The following is a 19790-nucleotide window of genomic DNA, read 5'->3' as shown; positions in this document are numbered from 1 at the left end:
CGGATCTGCGGATGAGGTTGGCTAAGGTTGTCGGGTGCAGGACAAACTGGTGTGGATCGACTGCGAGATGACCGGACTCCGACTCGAGTCGGACAAACTCATCGAGATCGCGGCCCTCGTGACCGACAGCGACCTCAACATCCTCGGCGACGGTGTGGACGTCGTGATCCACGCCGACGATGCCGCCCTGGCCTCGATGCCGGACGTCGTGACCAAGATGCACGCGGCGTCGGGTCTCACCGAGGAGGTGCGGGCGTCCACGGTCACCCTCGCCGAGGCCGAGAAGCTGGTCCTGGACTACATCCGCGAGCACGTGACCACCGCCGGAGCGGTGCCGCTTGCCGGCAACTCGATCGCCACCGACCGCGGTTTCATCACCCGGGACATGCCCGAACTCGACGCCTACCTGCACTACCGCATGGTCGACGTCAGCTCGATCAAGGAGCTGTGTCGACGCTGGTATCCGAAGGTCTACTTCGGTCAGCCGGAGAAGGGCCTCGCGCACCGGGCGCTCGCCGACATCCGCGAGTCGATCCGCGAGCTGCGCTACTACCGCGCGGCGGCGTTCGTACCCGCTCCCGGCCCGGACACCGATGCCCTCGCCGAGATCGTCAAGGACCTCGGCCCCGCGTGAACACGCTGGTCCGGTAACCGATTGGAGTTCTACGGCACCGACCCGCTAGAGTATTGATGGCTCTGAGGCCCGGCGCGTATGCCCAGGTTTCCGACGCCGATGGTGGATGTAGTTCAGTTGGTAGAGCACCAGGTTGTGATCCTGGCTGTCGCGGGTTCGAGTCCCGTCATCCACCCCGACGAAACCCCGCCTGCGAGCCGCAGGCGGGGTTTTTCGCGTCTCGGAACTTCTTTCGTCCTGCTGTCGATACCCGTGCTCGCCGTACGTCACCATGGTGTCGGACCGATCCGGTTCGGCACCGAAGCCACATCGGCGGAGAAGTGCGGCCGAGAACTGGAGGAACGATGAAGTACGCATTGCTGCTCATGGGACACGTCAACGATCCGGCGTGTGGTGAGGACGGGGGCGCGAGCCCCGAGGAGTTCTTCGCCTTCGACGAGGAGATCACCAAGGCCGGCGTCGTGGTCAATTCGTTCGCTCTGGAGGACGAGCGCGCGGTCGTGCACACCGACGACAGCGGCGAGCGGGTGGTGGCGTCGTCCGGGCCGTTCGCGGAAGTGCGGGAGTTCGTCGGCGGGGTCTATGTCATCGGCGTCGCGAACGTCGACGAGGCGATCGAGTGGGCCCGACGCAGCCCCGGCTCGGCGCCCGGCGGTCACGTCGAGATCCGGCCGCTCGCACCGTACTGATCGATGCCGAGTCCTCCCCACCGCCCGGCAACCACGGAGTCCGCGGAATCCGTGGCCCGCCGGGCGGTGTCCGCCGTCGACCGAGACGTCCGCGCGCGTGTACTCGCCACTCTCACCAGGAGATTCGGCGACCTCGACCTCGCGGAGGACGCCGTGCAGGATGCGATCGCGCAGGCGCTGACCACCTGGTCCCGAACCGGGGTACCGGACTCACCCGAGGCGTGGCTGACGACGACGGCCAAACGCAAGGCACTCGACGCGATACGCCGCGAATCCGTCCTCGCCGGGAAGCTCGCCCGGCTGCACGCCGACACCGAACGCGTACCGGTGCATCCGGATTTCGCGGACCCTGCAGATGCGCCGCCACCGGAACTGCCCGACGAACGACTCGGGATGTTCTTCGCGTGCACCACCCCGTGCTGCGCGCCGAGGACCGGATCGCACTCACCCTGCGTTTCGTCGCCGGGCTGACCACCGCCGAGGTCGCGCACGCCCTGCTGATTCCGGTCCCGACGGCCCAACAGCGAATCGTGCGCGCCAAGAAGCGGATCGGCGCGCTGGGTGTTCCGTTCACCCCACCGCACGAGGACGATCTCCCCGCCCGGCTCGGCGGGGTCCTGCGGGTGGTCTATCTGATGTTCTCCGAGGGTTACGCCCGCTCGGCCGGCGACTCGCACGTACGCGACGACCTCACCGACGAAGCGATCTCTCTCGCACGAACCCTGCGCTCGCTGCTCCCCCGCGCCGAGACGACCGGGCTGCTGTCGTTGTTGCTGCTCACCCAGTCCCGTCGTCCGGCGCGACTCGACACCGACGGGCGTCCCGTTCCGCTGGGCGACCAGGATCGCGAGCTGTGGGACCGGGACCTCGCCGTGGAGGGCATCACACTCGCCGAAAGCGCTGCGGCACAGACCGATGCCGGGCCCTACACGATCCAGGCCGCGATCGCCGCGGTGCACGCCGAAGCGCCCACGGCCCCCGAGACCGACTGGACACAGATCGCGGTCCTGTACCGGCTTCTGGAAGCACACGATCCCGGGCCCGTGGTGCGCGTCGGTCGCGCCGTCGCCGTCGGGCGCGCCTACGGTATGGCTCGTGGCATCGAGATGCTCGATCGGTTGCGGTCGGACAAGCAGCTCGACCGCTTCCGGCCCTTCCACATCGCCCGGGCACTCACGCTCTCCGAACTGGGCGACGACCGTGGCGCGGCCGACGCGTACCGTCGGGCGCTCGAGCTGCCCGGGAATGTCGCCGAGGACGACTATCTCGCCGACGCACTGTCCGGCCTCGTGAACGAGACGCCGTCCGATCGGTGAACTCCCATCAGGAGCCGCATTCTTCCGCCCGCCGACGTGCGACGAAACCCTGCCGTAAAACCGATGACACACCGTCGAAGCGACGTCGCACTAGCGTCTCGCCCACATTCGGCGAGAGGCCGTGACACGCGGCTGTCGGCCGCACCCTGCGTCCGAGGAGAGTCCGTGAAGGCGTTGAAGCATCCCGCGTTGCAGATCGGGTTCGGTGCGATCGCCGGCTTGATCTTCGGGTTGGTCGTCGGTGAGTGGGCCGCCAACCTGAAGTTCATCGGCGACATGTTCATCCGCCTGATCCAGATGTCCATCGTGCCGCTCGTTCTCGCGTCGGTGATCGTGGCAACAGCGTCGATGTCGGGCGCGGGCACGGGCCGCATCGCCTTTCGGACCGTCAAGTGGATGCTCGGATTCTCGGTCGTGGCGGCGGTACTGGCATGGGGACTGAGTGTGCTGATCAGACCCGGCGCCGGGATGGTATTCGACGGCGAGCTCGACCCGACACTCGAAGACGAGGCCGGTCAGACAACAGGATGGCAGGACACGCTCCTCAATTTCGTGTCCAAGAACGTGTTCGAGGCGATGTCCACGGCCACGATGGTGCCGATCATCATCTTCGCGTTGCTGTTCGGCGTCGCGCTGCGCATGCAGATCACCAAGTCCGGCGACGACCGCGTCCTGACGTTCATCGACCAGATCCAGCAGATCATCCTGACGATGATCCGGCTGGTCATGTACATCGCACCCATCGGTGTGTTCTGCCTTCTCGCCTCACTCGCCGGCGACGTCGGGCTCTCGGTGGTGACCACCGCCGTCAAGTACCTGGGCACCACGGCGCTCGGCGTGGCGATCCTGTTCGTGCTGTTCGTCGTGGTCGTCACCGCCCGGACCCGCCTCAACCCGGCACGGCTGCCGGGAAAACTCGCGGAACAGACCACCATCGCGATCACCACGACGAGCTCGGCCGTCACCTTCCCCACCGTCCTCAAGAACACTGTCGAGAAGATCGGCGTGAGTCAGAAGATCGCCAACTTCACGCTCTCGATCGGCCTCACCATGGGTTCCTACGGCGCGGTTCTCAACTACATGATCGTCGTCATGTTCCTGGCCCAGGCAGGCAACGTCGAGCTCTCCGTCGGCGACATCGCGCTCGGAATGGGCCTCGCGATCCTGCTCAACATGGGCACGATCACGGTCCCCGGCGGATTCCCGGTCATCGCAACATTTCTCGCGACCTCACTCGACCTCCCGCTCGAAGCCGTGGGCATTCTCATCGCCGTGGATTGGTTCGCGGGCATCTTCCGGACATTCCTCAACGTCAACGGGGACACCTTCGTCGCCATGCTCGTGGCCAACGCCGACGACGAGATCGACCGCGACGTCTACAACGACAAGAAGACCGTGGTGTCCGAGGAGATCGATGTCAGCGAGTACTCCGGCGCGTTCGCTCGCGCGGACGACGCCGACTGACGGGGTTCCCGGCGGGACGGCGATTCACGGACAGTCGACGACCCTCCGGGACCTTCGACCTCAAAAGTCTCCGAAGCCCGGCACATCGGGGTGGTGCGCAGTAACGTCCACTCCATGCCTTCCTACTGGGTCATGCCTGCCGTCGCGCTGATCTCGTGCATCATCATCGGGATCGGGTTCATCGTCGGAATCCCTGGCGGCGGCGACAAGGACTGAGGTCGGACGCTCCGCCGACCTGACCTGATCGGAGCCCACGCGGTCGCACCGTCGGGGTGCTGCCGCGATGACACCGCACGTCTGCCGGTGTCGTCCGACGCCCGGAAGGACGCCTCGTGGAACTCACACGCAGACAGGTGATGGCCGGTGCCGCGGCGACCGCCACCGCCGCGGGCCTCGGAACCGCCCTCACCTCCGGGCGCGGCGGCGCTTCGCCGCCGGGCTCGACGAACTACCTCGTCGGCTGCGGCATCGCCGACGTCACCGGCTCGGTCGCCGGCCAGGGCATGATGGGCTACTCCAATCCCGAGCAGGTCGCGGCCGGGCTCCTGCAGCGCTGCTGGGCGCGGGCCTACATCATCGTCGACCGCGCCACCGGTGAACGCGTCGTCTTCCTCACCGCCGACCTCGCCTGTCTGTTCCAATCGCATCACATGGGCCTGATGGCCAAGCTGCGCACCAGGTTCGGGTCTCTCTACTCCGAATCGAACGTGAACCTGAACGCGCAGCACACCCACGCCTCGTGCGGCGGCACGTCGTGGGACTACGCGTACTCCCTCGCCGCATTCGGGTTCAAGAAGAACTCCTACGACGCCGAGGTCGACGGCATGTTCGCCGCGATCGTGCGCGCGCACGACGACCTCGCGCCCGGCAGCCTCACCCTCGGCCGGGAGGAACTGCACGACGCCAGCCGCAACAGGTCCCGGGTGGCCTTCGACGCGAATCCGTCGTCGGACACCCGTCATTTCCCGAACGCGATCGACCCCCGGGTCACGGTGCTGCGACTACGGCAGCACGACGGTTCCGGCGGCCGGGATGTCGGCGCCATCACCTGGTTCCCGACCCACGGCACATCCCTCACCGACCGCAACGTCCTCATCGCCGGCGACAACAAGGGTTATGCGAGCCACCTGTGGGAACGTGCACAACCAGGATTCGTCGCCGCGTTCCCCCAGACCAACTCCGGTGACATGACGCCGAATCTCGCCTTGGCACAGTTTCATCCGAACGGACCGACCTCGAACAACCGACGCAACTGCGAACTCATCGGTGAGCGTCAGTACGTCGCGGGACGGCGGGCCTTCGACAGCGCTCGCCCGATGACGCGCGGCGGCGTCGACTCGATCGTGCGGTACGTCGACATGTCATCGGTCACGATCTCGGGCACCTACACCCCCGACGGCCGGCCGGCTTCCACGACTCCGGCGATGATGGGTGCCGGTGCGGTGGCGACGAGCAGCGAGGACAACTACGAGCAACCGCTCCCCTTCCTCGTCGAGGGCATGACCAACCCTCTCGTCACCGCCCTCGGCGGCGATCGCGTCCCGCCGATCGCGCCGTGGATGCGAGACATGCAGGCGCCCAAGCTGATCGCGTTCCCGCTCGGTCTGCTGCCGCCCTCCGGCTGGATCCCGTCGGTGGTACCGCTGCAGCTCATGCGTATCGGCGAGATCGTGCTCGTCGGCGTGCCCGCCGAGGTCACCGTCGTCGCAGGCCTGCGACTTCGACAGGTGGTCGCCGACGAACTGCGGATCGATCTCGACAACGTTCTCGTGCAGGGATTCTCCAACGCCTACACCCAATACGTGACCACGCCCGAGGAATACGACCTGCAGCACTACGAGGGCGGGGAGACCCAGTACGGCCGATACACGCTGTCCGCTTATCTCCAGGAGTTCGCCGCGCTCGCGGCGGCGATGGCATCCGGACGCGGGATCGGCCGGGGTCCCGCGCCGGTCGACAAGTCGGGCCTGCAACCCGATCTGGTGCCACCGGTCCCCGCGGACCGTCCGATTCCGGGCCACCGCTACGGCGACGTCCTGCGCCAGCCCGAGGCCAGGTACCGCCCCGGCTCGACGGTGACCGTGCAGTTCGTCGGCGCCCACCCCAACAACGACTTCCGGCACGGGCGGACCTACCTGGAGGTGCAACGGCGCACCGGGTACGGGTGGACGACGGTCGCCGACGACAACGACTGGTCCACGGAGTTCCGGTGGGCGCGACCGGCCGGCAGCCCGGACACGTCGCGGATCACCATCACCTGGCGTCCGCCGGCGGATGCGTCGGGTGAATACCGCATCCGCTACTTCGGGGACCGACGCGATGCGAGCGGGACGACGAGACCCGTCACCGGCACGAGCCGTACGTTCCTCGTCGCGTTGCGCTGATCCTCCGCCCGACGCACGGACGCCACCGACCGCGATGCGGGTTCGGTGGCGTCCGGGAACTGTCTGGCGTCAGGCGTTGTCGGCGTTGCCCTTGCGCCACACCGACCACGGGATGTTCCAGTCACCGAGTCCGTCGGTGCCCGACAGGGTTCCGCCGGTCGTGTTCTTCACGACCACCGGGTCGCCGCGCAGGGTGTTCTCCATGACCCACAGCGCGTTCTCCGGGCTCAGGTTCAGGCAGCCGTGGCTCGTGTTGGTGTTGCCCTGCGCCCACACCGACCACGGTGCGGAGTGGAAGAAGATGCCGCTGTAGGACATCCGGGTCGCGTAGTCGACCGGGGTGCGGTAGCCGTTCGACGAGTTGACGGGCACACCGTAGGTCGAAGAGTCCATGATGATGTGGTCGTGCTTGTCCGCGATCAGGTAGACGCCGTTGTCGGTCTCGTCGCCTGCCTTGCCCATCGACGTCGGCATGCTCCGGATGACCTTGCCGTCACGCTCGAAGACGACCTGCTTGGTGTTGTCATCGGCGGTGATGACCATCGAGCGTCCCACCGTGAAGTTGGTACGCACGTTCTCCTGGCCGAACAGTCCGTCACCGAGGTCGATGCCATAGGTGTTGACCGCGACCCGCACCTTGGTGCCCGGCTTCCAGTACTCCGCCGGCCGCCACCTGACCTCGCTGGGACTGATCCAGTAGAAGGCGCCCTCCACCGGAGGATCGGTGGTGATCCGGATGGCGCGCTGCGCCGCACGGCGATCCGCGATCGGCTCGTCGAACTTGACCGCGACCGGCTGCCCGATGCCGACGGTCTCGCCGGGGCTCGGGGTCAGGTACGCCTGCGTCAGGTTGTTGGGGCTGCTGGTCGTGAACGTGACCTTCTTGGTGACCGCTCCGCCGATGCCGACCGCGTCGGTCTCCAGCGTGTAGGTGCGGTTGTAGCCGAGGGCCTCGTCGCTGACCCACACCGTGTCGTTGTCCGCGAGGGTGCCCTTGACGGGAGTGCCGTCGGACTTCTTGATCAGCACCCGGCTGATGGTGCCCTCACTGGTCTTCACCTTGATGGGCGCGCCGGGCTGCACGCCGACGGCGTTGTCGTTCAGGGGACGTTCGGCCCACTCGGTGATCTCGAGACCCGGCTTGAGCAGGTCGTCGAAAAGACTGGAACTGCTGACGTTGTCGGAGTACGACGCTTCCTGCGTGCACGACGTCACCAGCGCGACGATCGCCAACATCACCCCGCTGATGATCAGCGGCATCCGCCGAGTACGGCCCATCCCCATCTCACTCCCGCCTGTCGGCGTCCCGACCCCGAACCGGCCGGTCACGCTGCCCCGCAACCTGTGAAACCTGACATCTGAACCCCGAACCGCCGAACCGGACATTCCGAACCCGATGTCGCCGACCAGTGTACGAGAAATCGGACCGAACGCTTCGCCGGTCATCCGTTCGAGTGGCGTGTTGCGCACGCGAAACGCCGGACGTTCACCTGCTGTTCATCAAGCACCCGCGCGCGACCGAAAACCTTCTGAGATGACACAAGACGCCCCGCTGAATGCGAGGCGTCTTGAAACTCTGTGCGCCATCAGGGACTCGAACCCCGAACCCGCTGATTAAGAGTCAGCTGCTCTGCCAATTGAGCTAATGGCGCTTGCCGGTGCGAGATGGAACCTTACAGGACCCGCGCGGCAGAAGTGAAATCGCCTGGTCGGCGCGGTTTCTGCCGCCCGACGGGCCTGCGCGGACGAGTCCCTGTCCCCACCGGCGGGATCACCGGATCACCTGGCGGCGACCTTACGGACGACGATGAGCACCACCAGCGCACCCAATCCGGCGATCGCGTACTTCACCGCGGGCGTCTGCAGCGTGGCGAGGGCCTTGGACTTGGCGTCGTCGGCGAGCCGCTGCGGGCTGGTGCGTTCGGCCAGCGCGTCGAGCGTGCTGGCGAGGTCCTCACGGGCCTTGGCGATGTCCTGCTCGATACGTTCGGTATCTCCGGCCACGTTGCATCCTTCCGGCGCTTCTCGTTTGTCTTTCCGCTTCCCCGACCGGCCGATCGACCTTTCTCGGGGCCGGGGACGAACCGCCAGATGGCAGCGTCTCGATGCTACGACATCCCGGCATCCGGGCATGTGGCCATGCACTAGCCTGGCTCTCATGGCAGAGACCACCACCCGACTGTCCGTGGGCGACAAGGCCCCGCCGTTCACGCTGCCCGACGCGAACGGCGACCCGGTCTCGCTCTCGGACTACGCCGGACGCAAAGTCGTCGTGTACTTCTATCCCGCGGCTTCCACGCCGGGTTGCACCAAACAGGCCTGCGACTTCCGCGACAACCTGGGCGAGCTGAACGAGGCCGGAATCGCCGTGCTCGGCATCTCCCCCGACAAGCCGGCGAAGCTCGCGAAGTTCGTCGAGGCCGAGGGCCTCACGTTTCCCTTGCTCAGCGACCCGGAGAAGAAGGTGCTCACCGAGTGGGGCGCGTTCGGGGAGAAGAAGATGTACGGCAAGACCGTCACCGGCGTGATCCGGTCGACGTTCCTGGTCGATGCCGAGGGCACGATCGAACTGGCGCAGTACAACGTCCGCGCCACCGGACACGTCGCCAAACTGCGCCGCGACCTGTCCGTCTGAGCCGGCCCCGATGCCCGAGTCCGCCGAACCGCTGGTGCCGCGCAAGCGGCCCACCCAGGAGCGCAGCAAACGCAAGTTCCAGGCGATGCTCGAGGCGGCCCGGGAGCTGTTGATCGACGTCGGTTTCGAGTCGCTGACGTGCGAGGAGATAGCGACGCGGGCCGAGGTCCCCATCGGGACCCTCTACCAGTACTTCGCGAACAAGTACGTCATCGTCTGCGAGCTGGACCGCCAGGACACCGTCGACGTGCGCGAGGAACTCACGGCGTTCTCCTCCGAGGTGCCGTCCCTGGAATGGCCGAGCCTGCTGGAGAAGTTCCTCGACCACCTCGCGGCATTGTGGCGTACCGATCCCTCGCGACGCGCGGTGTGGCTGGCCGTCCAGTCGACCCCGGCGACCCGCGCCACCGCGTCGCTGAACGAACGGGTGCTCGCCGAACAGGTCGCACGGATCATCGCGCCGCTCACGCCGTCACAGCGTGAGCGACGCGAGATGATGTCGCAGGTGCTCGTCCACACGGCCTACTCGCTGCTGAGCTTCTCGGTGCAGGACGGCCATGACCACGACGAGACCGTCGCCGAACTCAAGCGGATGCTCGCGGGCTATCTGCTCCTGGAGGAGTCCACGGCGGTCTGAGGCGCCGCCGGTGGGGCTACCTGCCCTCGAGGATGGCCACCGCCGCGGCGGTGTCGCCGTCGTGGGTCAACGACACGTGCACGTTCGTGTCGCGCAGGTGTTCACCGATCTCTCCGGACAGCCTGATCGCCGGCCGTCCCCAGGTGTCGGTCACGACCTCGATGTCGCTGTGCCGGATCAGCGGCAGCAGCGGCGAACGCGAGAAGCGACTCACCGACCAGGCCTTCACGACGGCCTCCTTGGCCGCCCAGCGCGCGGCCAGATGCCGGGCGTCGTCGCCGGTCCCGGCCGCCGAGTCCCGACGCTCGCCGACCGTGAACCGGTCGGCGAACGTCGTACCCGGCTGCCGGAGTTGCTCGCCGAACTCCGGGATCGACACGATGTCGATCCCCACACCGAGGACACTCATCCCGCCGGAGTCGCCCGCACCGTTCGACACACCATGCGTCACCGGCTTCCCGCCGCCGTGACGCCGGCGCCGGAGACGTCGGCCCCGTACACGTCGTCACCGTCGAGCCGCGTCTCCGGATCGAGGAGCATGCCGGCCTCGGCGTCGTGCTCGTCGACCGACTCGTCGAAGCGGCGGTTCGGCGGGCGCTGGTAGGCCGGCTCGCCACCGCAGATCGACTGCAGGAACCGCTGGCTGCCCAGGCGTGTGCGCTCGTCGGCGCGCTGCCGATATGCGTCGCGCTCCTCCGGGTTCAGCGAGGCGATGAAGGCCTCCGGGTGCACCACCGCGATGAGTCCGGACACGTGACCGAAGCCCAGGCTGGTCAGCAGGCCGGCCTTGAGCGGGAATCGCTCGCCGAGCTGCAACGTCTCGCGCGGCCACACCAGGTGCGGGTACTCCGCCATCTTGTCGTCGACGCAGTCGAGGCTGCGGTTCGGCGGGATGACGCCGTCACGCAGGATCTGGCACAGGCCGATCAGCTGGAAGGCGGCCGCGCCGCCCTTGGCGTGACCGGTCAGCGACTTCTGCGACACCACGAACAGCGGTGCGCCCTTGCCGCGGCCGATCGCCGTCGCGAGCCGCTCGTGCAGCTCCGACTCGTTGGGATCGTTGGCCTTGGTGGAGGTGTCGTGCTTCGACACGACCGCCACGTCGTCCGCACTGACGCCGAGCGAACCCAGCGCACGGGCCAGCGGCGAGGACAGCGACCCGCGAGCCGCACCCAGGGCACCGAGACCCGGAGCCGGGATCGAGGTGTGCACGCCGTCGCCGAAGCTCTGCGCCCACGCGACCACACCCAGCACCGGCAGACCCATCTCGGCCGCGACGTCGCCGCGGGCGAGCAGGATCGTGCCGCCGCCGGCCGACTCGACGAACCCGCCGCGTCGACGGTCGTTGGCCCGCGAGAAGCGACGGTCGTCGATGCCGCGCGCGGTCATCTTCGCCGAGTCGGCGGTCGCCGACATCGCGCCGAAGCCCACGATGCCCTCGATGCCGAGGTCGTCGAAGCCGCCGGCCACCGCGAACAGCGCCTTGCCGAGGCGGATCTTGTCGACGCCCTCCTCGACCGACACCGCTGCGGTCGCGCACGCCGCCACCGGATGGATCATCGCGCCGTAGCTGCCCACGTACGACTGGACCACGTGTGCCGCAACGATGTTCGGCAGCGCCTCCTGCAGGATGTCGTTGGCGTTGGCCTCCCCGAGCAGGGTGTTGACGTACAGATCGCGCATGGAGGTCATGCCGCCCATACCGGTGCCCTGCGTGTTCGCCACCAGACCCGGGTGCACCCAGCGCATCAGTTCGCTCGGGGTGAAGCCCGACGACAGGAAGGCGTCGACGGTGGCCACCAGGTTCCACAGCGCGACCCGGTCGATCGACTCGACCATGTCGGGGCTGACGCCCCAGCGGGTCGGATCGAATCCGGTCGGGATCTGGCCGCCGACGGTCCGGGTCAGTGCGAACTGACGCGGGACGCGGATCTCGGTGCCCGCCAGACGCGTGACCTGCCAGTCGCCGTCCGCGTTCTGCGCGACCCTGGTCTTCTCCGGGTTGGCACTGGCGAATGCCCGCGCCTCGGCCTCGGAGTTGACCGTGAAGGTCAGATCCTCGTCGACGAAGACCGAGGTCAGCAGCGGCGAGGTGTTGTCGACCATCGCCCCGTCGTCGGCGTAGCGGCGGATACCGCAGCGCGAGACGACCTCGTCGTGGTAGCGCTCGGCGATCTCGCTCTCCGGCACCGGGTCTCCCGACGCGGTGTCGTACCAGCCCGGCTTCGGCGCCGAATCCCAGTGCACCAGTCCGGTGTTCCAGGCTAGCTCGAGAACACCTGCCGCCGAGAGCTTCTCGTCGACCTCCATCTCGAAACGGGTACGGGCCGAACCGAACGGGCCGAGCTCGCCGGCACCGACGATGACCACGAGGTCCTCGGGCCGGGCGTCGATCGCAGGCCACTCGGGACGCATCGCCTTCGGGGCGCGCGCCGGAGCCGGCAACGCCGCGACGGTCGTCGCCGGCTCGTCCTCGGTGTCCGCGGACTCCTCGGCGGCCGCCGCCGCGGTGGCGGCGAGGGCCTTGAGATCGGTCGAGCTGTCCAGCCCGCCGGTGAAGTCGGCCAGGACCGGCGCGCTCACCGCGCTCGAACGCTGCTCCGGCGTGCACAGGGTCAGCAGGTTCGCCGCCATCTCCTCGGTGCTCCAGGTGCGCACACCCGCAGCCTCGACCGCGTCGACCATCCCGTCGTTGTGACCCATCAGCCCGGTGCCGCGCACCCAGCCGATCAGCGCATGGGCGAGCGTCGTCTTGGAACCCCAGGACTCCTCCGCCGACCAGCGCTGCACGAGTGCGTCGAGCGAGGCCTTGCTCTCGCCGTAGGCGCCGTCGCCGCCGAACATGCCGCGGTTCGGCGAACCGGGGAGCACGACGTGCACCCGGGCCGCGATGTCGTGATCGGAATGGACGTCGGCGAGACCGCCGATGAGGCGCTCGACCGACCAGAGGAGCACCTTCATCTCCAGCTCGGCGCGACCACCGGCGTCGGTGAGGTCACCGGCGACCCGCGGTGCGGCGAAGGGGAACAGCAGAGTCGGCTTCATCGCCGGCTTCACCACCGCGGTCGTGCCGCCGAGGTTCTCGGTCTGCTCGGCCGCGATCCACCCGACGAGATCGTCGACGTCGGAGTAGGAGGCCATGTTCGCCGGGGCGATCCACAGTGCGGCACCGGCCCGGGCGTTCTCGCGGTACAGCTTCTTATAGAACGCGAGACGGTCGGAGTTCAGACGCGACGTCGTCGCGATCACGGTCGCACCACCGGCGAGCAGGCCGGCGACCACGCCTGCGGCGATCGAGCCCTTGCTCGCACCGGTGACGACGGCGATCTCGCGGCTGTAGTCACCCTTCTCCGGGTTCTCCGCAGCGTGCGCGATCGCGCCGAAGACGCGGCCGTGCACCGCATTTCCGGCGGCCAGTGCCTTGCCCTGCCACCAGGTGGCGTGGTCGGCGACGGTGTCACCGGCTCCGGCGAACCCGCCGACGATCTTGTCGAAGTCGGCGTCGAGATCGTGCTCGTCGGTCAGCCAGAGGCGGACGAGGTCCTCGCGGGCCGTCGCCCACCGGTCGTCGATGAGGACGACCTTGGCGGCGTCGAAGGCGGGAGCAACGGTACGGGCCCAGTCCGAACCGAGTTCGGCACTGACGAGCTCGGCGAGCTCGGCGTTCGGGTCCGCGGCGGTCTCGGCGAGGTCGGCGACCTCGGCGAGTCCGAGCTTGTCCAGCAGGGTGTACGCGGCCGAGGCCAGCGCACCGGAGCGACCGGTGATCTGTTCGGTGAACTCACCGAGCGCCGCGGCGTCGACCGTTGCGCCACCACCGGATTCGGCGGCGGGCTTGCCGACCGGGATGCCCTTGACCGCACCCACCGCGGCGACGGCCTTGTCGATGAGGGCATCGAGGGAGTCGGTGTTCGTCAGCGGACCGTCGAGCAGATTGCCCAGGGCCTCACCGCGGACGGACGCGCCGTCACGGGTGCCCAGCGCCAGCGCCACGGTGGTGTGCAGACCCCAGCCCGGGCCCAGCTGCCAGACGCCAGCGACCCGGTCGGTGATGTAGTTCTGGCGCTTGCCCAGCGGACCGAGCACCTTGCGGACCTGGTCGCTGACCGCGTCGGTCAGCACCGCACCCAGGGGACGATATCCCCGGGCGAGGGTCTCCACCGTCGACGACAGCGCGGTCATGTCGGCTTCGGCGGCACCGTCGATGGCACCGAGTCCGAGCTCACCGCCGATGTCGAGCAGCAGCTGATTACGACGCGAGGACACGCCGTCGCACAGCGCCTCGATCGTGTCCGCGGAACCGATCTGGTCGACGCGCATCTTGGTCCAGAGCGCGATGACGGACTTCACCGCATCCGAGGGGGTGAACGCGATGTCGTCGGGGCGCGGACCGCCCGCGGGAGCCGCGGGAGCGGCCGGGGCAGGCGCGGCCGCGGGTGCCGGGGCGGCATCCGCTGCCGAGGGCGCGGACTCCGCGGGAGCGTCGATCTCGTCCTCGTCGGGCTCGTGACCGGCGTCCTTGGCCAGGATCGTGTCGGAGTCCCGCTCGACGTTGAGGACCTCGGTGGTGGCCGAGGCGTAGTCGTCGAGCTTGAGGGTGTTGGTGGCCAGACCCGTCAGCGTCGGCGCGCCCTTCAGACCGATCTCGACGAAACGCTGGACCGCCAGCCCGTTCCGCTCGGGACCGCTGAACAGCAGTTCCTGGGTCTCGATCCACCGCACCGGGCTCGCGAACTGCCAGGCGAGCAGCTCGATCAGGATCACGCGGGCGAGCTCGCTCGGAGTCGCCTCCCAGGCATCCCAGTCGGCGAGGACCTCGTTCAGCGGATCCGACGGCACGAGTGCCGCGATCTCCTCGACGAAGTCGCGCCCGAGGTTGAACAGGCGCGGCACCAGGTTCGGGATGTAGCGGCCGACCAGGATGTCGATGTCGATGTCGGCCGGGAGCAGCTCGGCGAGCTTGCCGCGGAACTCCGGCACGCCGGCGCGCAGCACGCTGGAGTGGAACGGGACGTCGATACCGGGGATCAGGATGAAGGCGCGCTTGCCACCGAACTCCGCGCGGCGGCGGTCGATCTCGGCTTCGAGGAGTTCGAGGCCACGAACCGTGCCGGCGATCGCGTACTGCGAGCCGAGCAGGTTGAGGTTGACGACCTCGAGGAACTCCCCGGCCTGCTCGCCCACGCCGGACACGAAACCGGTGACCTCGGCGTCGGCCAGACCGAACTGGCTCGGCCGGATGGCCGCCATCCGGTAGTCGCTGCGCCCCTTCTCATCTCGCGGGACGAGGTGGTGCATGGCCTCGCCGCGCTGGAACACGACTTCGAGGACGGCCTCGAGCGGGAGGACGCCGGCACACGCGGCGAGCGCGTTGTACTCACCGACCGAGTGACCACAGGTGATGGCGCCCTCGACGAAGCCGCCGGACTCCTTGAGTTCGGCGATCTGCGCGACGCCGAGCGTGGCCATCGCCACCTGGGTGAACTGCGTCAGGTAGAGCACGCCGTCCGGGTGGTTGTAGGTGGTCCCGTTGGCGACGAGGGTGGTCGGGTTGTCGCGGACGACGGCCAGGATCGAGAAGCCCAGTGCCGCACGGGTGTGCTTGTCGGCGCGGTCCCAGATCTTGCGCGCGGCCTTCGACCGCGAACGTGCGTCGAGTCCCATGCCCTTGCTCTGGATGCCCTGGCCGGGGAAGGCGTAGACGGTCCGCGGCGCGGCGAGGAGGCCGGTCGCGCTCATGACCAGGTTGTCGCCGACCTTGGCGCTCACCTCGACCACCTCGCGGCCGTTGTCGAGGCCCACGCGGTCGACGCGCACGGTGATGCGATCCCCGAGCCGGACCATGCCGAGATAGCGGGCGGTCCAGCCGATCAGCGGACGAGGCGACGGCGTCGGGTTCTTGGCGTCGGTCGCGGTCACGACCTGCTGGGCGGCCGCGGACAGCCACATCCCGTGCACGATCGGGTCACCGAGCCCGGCGAGCTTCGCCGCGGCCGCATCGGTGTGGATGGGGTTGCGGTCACCGGACACGACGGCGAAGCCGTTCATCCGGTTCGGCGCGGTGATGGTGGCGGTCCGGATCAGCTTGCGGGTGGCCGACTGCTCGGCGACGGGCGCACCGCCGGCCCGGGCCGGGTCGGTGAGCTCGGCCGCGCCCAGGCGTCCACGGATCGCGAAGCGTTCGTCGAGCGTCGCGATCGGGCCGGACGGCCCGGCGATCTCCACCGAGACCTCCACGACCCGACCCACCTCGGCGTCACGGACTGCGCCGGCGCGCGCGGTGACGGTGAGTTCGGCTGCGGTGGAAGGGATCGCACCGGTCAGTGCGATCGCGTGGTCGAGGTGGACCAGGTCGAGCAGACCCTCGACGACCGGGTCACCGGCATCGGTCCGCGCGGCGCCGATGACGCTGAACACGCTCGGCCAGCAGGCGCCGACGAGCGTGTCGGGCACCGCGAAACCGAACGGGGCGGTCGGGGTCGTCGGACGCAGGTGCGGCGGCAGCGAGAAACCGGTCACCGCGGCGTGGTCGGCGACCGAATCGGGCTGCCAGGAGACAGTCGTGACCGACACGCCGTCGTTCACCTCGGCCAGGCTTCCGCCCGCGGCCACGGTGAGGATCTCGCGCATCGCGTCCGAGGCGTCGGCGAGGCCGACCAGCGGCGAACCACCGTCGCGCAGGCTCTCACCGGCCAGCAGCGGGATGCGTACGGAGGCGCCGGAGATGGGGACGACGAGGTCGAAACGGGCGGCGTCGGAATCGGCATCGGCGGCGACCTGCTCGAGGAACGCTCCGCTGACGGCGTGCTCGGCCCGCTCGGGTCCGACCACGGTCCAGGCGTCGCGATCGCCGAGCAGCGCGATCGGGCTCGCCACGATCCGGCCCGCCCAGCTCACGTCGTCGGACTCCAGCACCGCGGTCAGCACACCGGCTTCCTCGGCCAATCCGGCGCGGTGCCGGGAGGCGACGGCAGACGGGCGCTCCCCCGCGGCCTGCAGGTCGGCCGCGACCTGCGCCTCGAAGCGGTCGAGCAGCTCGCCCACGCGCTCGTCGACACGGGTGATGCCCGCGACGGCGACCGGCCCGGGGATGACGCACACGGCGTCGGCGCCGTAGCGCGGGTCGTGCGCCTGCCACAGGGAGTCACTGCGCCACCAGCGGCGCACGTCCTTGTCGATGACCGGCACGAAGTTGACGGGCTTGCCGGGGGTACGGCAGAGCTCGAGGAAGAACGCGACGTCGGCGGGATGCAGGACGTCGGTGTCGATCTCGGGGTACACGCTGCCGAGCGCGTCGATCGCGGCGTGCGGATCGGCGGCAGCGGCGACCTCGGCGAACATCGTCGGGATGGGCCCGGAGTCCTGGGGATGCATGCGCGCCTCGGTGCGCTGCAGCATCTCCACGAAGCGTTGCTGCCAGGTGATGTCGGCCCACGGGACCTGCTCACCGCGGGCGTCGCCGACGGCCAGTGCCGCGTACCGGTCGAGCCACTCGCGGTAGGTCATGGCCGCGACGTCGCCGAAGTACGGCTTCGCGGTGTCGGCCATCGCGGCGATGATCTCGTCGCGGCGGGCCGACACGGCTTCGGCGTCACCGGCGACCTCGTCCAGCAGCCGGCCGCAGCGCGACGCGGTGTTGTCGACCTCGTGGATGTCGGCGCCGAGCTGGGAACGGCCCGAGGCCATTCCGGCGGTGGCGTGACCGGCACCGATCCACTCGTCGATACCGACGGTGTCGACGAGGAGTTGCTTGACCTCGGGGGTGGTCGTCGCTTCCTTTGCCGCCATCGCCGCGGTGCCGATGAGGATGCCGTCCAGCGGCATGGCCGGGTAGCCGTGGGCGGCCGCCCAGGTGCCGGTGAGGTATTCGCTGGCGCGTTCGGGTGTCCCGATGCCGCCGCCGACGCAGATCACGACGTTGGGGCGGGCGCGGAGCTCACCGTAGGTCGCGATCAGCAGGTCGTCGAGGTCCTCCCACGAGTGGTGGCCACCGGCGCGGCCGCCCTCGATCTGGACGATGATCGGGTGGTGCGGCACTTCGGCCGCGATGCGCACCACGGACCGGATCTGCTCGACGGTGCCGGGCTTGAAGGCGACGAAACGCAGTCCGGCCTCGACGAACTCGTCGACGAGCGCGACGGCGTCCTCGAGCTCGGGGATACCGGCGGAGACGATCACGCCGTCGAGCGGGGCGCCCTGCGCACGCGCCTTCTGCACGATGCGCTTGCCGCCGAGCTGCAGCTTCCACAGATACGGGTCGAGGAACAGCGCGTTGAACTGCGCCTCGCGGCCCGGCTCGAGCAGGTCGGTGAGGGTGGCGATGTTGCGCGCGAAGATCTCCTCGGTGACCTGACCACCGCCGGCCAGCTCCGCCCAGTGCCCGGCGTTGGCCGCGGCGGCGACGATGGCCGGGTCGACTGTCGTCGGCGTCATGCCGGCGAGCAGCATCGGCGAACGACCCGTGAGGCGGGTGAAGGAGGTCTCGACGACGGTGCGGCCGTCGGGCAGCTCGACGAGGGTCGGTGCGAACTGCGACCACGGGGTGGCGACCTCGGGGACGCCGCCCGGGCTGAAGAGGTTGCGCTGTCCGACGCGCAGGGCCGCCGGAACCAGTCCGACGCCCTGTCCGCGGACGAGCGATGCGGTCAGACGGGTGGCGATGTCCCCGGGACCGAAGTCCAGGACCCACTTGGCGCCGCCGGCGACGATCTCGTCGACCGACGCGACCCAGTCGACGTGGCCGACGAGGATGTCATGGGCGTGACGGGTGGCGAGGTCCCGGTCGATGCCGCAGCGATCGGCCCACTGGCCGACCAGCTCGACGGCCTCGGCCATCGCGGGGTGGTGGAACGCGACCGACACCTGCAGCTGGTCGAACTTCGGCGCGAACGGTGCCCCGCCGGTGACCTTGCGCTTGCGCTCGTCGGCCTCGGTCGCGGCGATCCGCTCGCAGAGGGCGGCGAACGCGGCGAGGTGCCGCGGCGCGCCGGACAGCACGACCGCGGTGCGGCTGTTCTTGATGGCGACGACCGGCGCGGTCGCCAGATCGTCTTCGTGCAGACCGTCCCGGTACCGGGCCAGGATCTCGTCGACGCGAGCCGGGCTGATGTTGGTCAGGGCGAGCATCGGGGTGCCGTCGGTGGTCACGCCCAGACCGCGGCGACGCGCGATCAGCGAGCCGGCGGCACCGATGAGGTGCGCCACGGCCAGCAGCAGACCCTGACCGGACTCGGCGATCCGGCCCTCGGCGCCGACCGCGTCGGTGGCCAGCGACCCCTGGGAATGCCCGACCACGGCATTCGGCGGGAGCACGGCGGTGTCCAGACCCTGCTTGCGGAGCGCCTCCACGGCGGCGAGCTGGGTGAGCAGCACACCCGGGCCGGAGAGGGTGAAGTCGGCGAGAGCGGCCTCGGCGGGGACGTCGTCTCCCGCGTCGTGCGCGTGGACCCAGGTGAGCGGGTGGAAGCCGGACACGCGTGCCACGACGAGCTCGTCGGCGACCGGCTCGACCAGACGCTCGGCGGCGTCGACGATCGTGGCGACACGGTGCTCGAGGTCGGCGTCGACGACCAGCTCGGTCAGCGTGGGCAGCCATGCGCCGCCCTGCCCGCCGAAGCTGATCGCATAGGGCTCGCCCTGCGTGAGCCGCTCGATGAGCGTGGTGGTGGGGCGTTCTGCGTTGGCGGCGCCCTGCGAGCCGGAGCGGAACTGGTCGACTGTCACGGATACTCCTCTGTGGTGGTCGGTCTCAGAGTGTGGATTTGCGGAGTGTGTAGGTGCGGTAGATGTCGGGGGTGTTGTGCAGTTGGTGTGGATCTCGCGTCGGTCACGAGAACGCTGTCAGCACCCGGGTTTCGTGCGCTGCAGTGAAAGGACTCGTCGACGGCGCGCGCACGACCGGCCGCCATGGCGACACTGCCGGGCCGAGCTAGCTGGTACAACAAATGAACACGCCTGCTGCACAACAGCATTGACGACAACCGACTCGTCGGGAGCCGGCGTCGGCGTGAACGTGACTCCTATGATGACAC

Annotated in this window: 10 protein-coding genes, 2 tRNA genes and 1 pseudogene; 8 read left to right on the top strand and 5 right to left on the bottom strand. The window is 69.0% G+C overall.

Annotated elements, in window-relative coordinates; translation table 11 throughout:
• Positions 1 to 34: 34 nt before the first annotated feature.
• The 6 genes and pseudogenes from orn (at position 35) to AC3B6C_RS17300 (ending at position 6487) form a co-directional block, all read left to right on the top strand.
• Positions 35 to 634 carry an oligoribonuclease gene (orn, locus tag AC3B6C_RS17325; protein WP_044506443.1) on the top strand — a complete coding sequence of 200 codons (600 nt, stop codon included), beginning with the start codon at positions 35 to 37 and terminating at the stop codon, positions 632 to 634.
• Positions 635 to 736: 102 nt separating this feature from the next.
• Positions 737 to 809: transfer RNA gene (locus tag AC3B6C_RS17320), tRNA-His, on the top strand.
• Positions 810 to 978: 169 nt separating this feature from the next.
• Positions 979 to 1323 carry a YciI family protein gene (locus tag AC3B6C_RS17315; protein WP_488373600.1) on the top strand — a complete coding sequence of 115 codons (345 nt, stop codon included), beginning with the start codon at positions 979 to 981 and terminating at the stop codon, positions 1321 to 1323.
• Positions 1324 to 1326: 3 nt separating this feature from the next.
• Positions 1327 to 2639, top strand: a pseudogene (locus tag AC3B6C_RS17310) (RNA polymerase sigma factor).
• 165 nt (positions 2640 to 2804) lie between these two features.
• Positions 2805 to 4103, top strand: coding sequence for a dicarboxylate/amino acid:cation symporter (locus AC3B6C_RS17305; protein ID WP_014926399.1), 1299 nt, complete (start codon positions 2805 to 2807; stop codon positions 4101 to 4103).
• 332 nt (positions 4104 to 4435) lie between these two features.
• A complete protein-coding gene (locus AC3B6C_RS17300; RefSeq protein ID WP_488373599.1) occupies positions 4436 to 6487 on the top strand; it encodes a neutral/alkaline ceramidase in 2052 nt (683 codons plus the stop codon).
• Between the two features lie 69 nt (positions 6488 to 6556).
• Here the strand turns inward: AC3B6C_RS17300 and AC3B6C_RS17295 are convergent, their stop codons facing one another.
• The 3 genes from AC3B6C_RS17295 to AC3B6C_RS17285 form a co-directional block, all read right to left on the bottom strand.
• Positions 6557 to 7771: a L,D-transpeptidase gene (locus tag AC3B6C_RS17295; protein WP_193748562.1), complete on the bottom strand. Its 1215-nt coding sequence runs from the start codon at positions 7769 to 7771 to the stop codon at positions 6557 to 6559.
• A gap of 295 nt (positions 7772 to 8066) precedes the next feature.
• Positions 8067 to 8139, bottom strand: a tRNA-Lys gene (locus tag AC3B6C_RS17290).
• Positions 8140 to 8266: 127 nt separating this feature from the next.
• Positions 8267 to 8491: a DUF3618 domain-containing protein gene (locus AC3B6C_RS17285; protein ID WP_010841672.1), complete on the bottom strand. Its 225-nt coding sequence runs from the start codon at positions 8489 to 8491 to the stop codon at positions 8267 to 8269.
• A 154-nt stretch (positions 8492 to 8645) separates the two neighbouring features.
• On the opposite strand from AC3B6C_RS17285, the gene bcp reads away from it, so the two are divergent.
• On the top strand, positions 8646 to 9122 hold the full coding sequence (bcp, locus tag AC3B6C_RS17280; protein ID WP_010841673.1) for a thioredoxin-dependent thiol peroxidase: 477 nt from the start codon (positions 8646 to 8648) through the stop codon (positions 9120 to 9122).
• A 10-nt stretch (positions 9123 to 9132) separates the two neighbouring features.
• On the top strand, positions 9133 to 9759 hold the full coding sequence (locus AC3B6C_RS17275; protein WP_010841674.1) for a TetR/AcrR family transcriptional regulator: 627 nt from the start codon (positions 9133 to 9135) through the stop codon (positions 9757 to 9759).
• A 16-nt stretch (positions 9760 to 9775) separates the two neighbouring features.
• Here the strand turns inward: AC3B6C_RS17275 and acpS are convergent, their stop codons facing one another.
• Positions 9776 to 10168, bottom strand: coding sequence for a holo-ACP synthase AcpS (acpS, locus tag AC3B6C_RS17270; RefSeq protein ID WP_033203568.1), 393 nt, complete (start codon positions 10166 to 10168; stop codon positions 9776 to 9778).
• Positions 10169 to 10206: 38 nt separating this feature from the next.
• Entirely contained in the window at positions 10207 to 19482 is a 9276-nt protein-coding gene (locus AC3B6C_RS17265; RefSeq protein WP_488373598.1) for a fatty acid synthase subunit beta domain-containing protein, read from the bottom strand.
• Positions 19483 to 19790: the final 308 nt, after the last annotated feature.

The sequence above is a fragment of the Gordonia sp. 11cp genome, assembly GCF_057767225.1.
The sequence above is the reverse complement of the archived record's forward strand: the minus strand, read 5'-3'. Positions and strand labels throughout refer to the sequence as shown.

Excerpts from the sequence above, each read along its gene's own strand:
- AC3B6C_RS17275 (WP_010841674.1), top strand. The coding sequence starts at position 9,133 with ATGCCCGAGTCCGCCGAACCGCTGGTGCCGCGCAAGCGGCCCACCCAG.
- AC3B6C_RS17295 (WP_193748562.1), bottom strand. The coding sequence starts at position 7,771 with ATGGGGATGGGCCGTACTCGGCGGATGCCGCTGATCATCAGCGGGGTG.
- bcp (WP_010841673.1), top strand. The coding sequence starts at position 8,646 with ATGGCAGAGACCACCACCCGACTGTCCGTGGGCGACAAGGCCCCGCCG.
- AC3B6C_RS17315 (WP_488373600.1), top strand. The coding sequence starts at position 979 with ATGAAGTACGCATTGCTGCTCATGGGACACGTCAACGATCCGGCGTGT.
- acpS (WP_033203568.1), bottom strand. The coding sequence starts at position 10,168 with ATGAGTGTCCTCGGTGTGGGGATCGACATCGTGTCGATCCCGGAGTTC.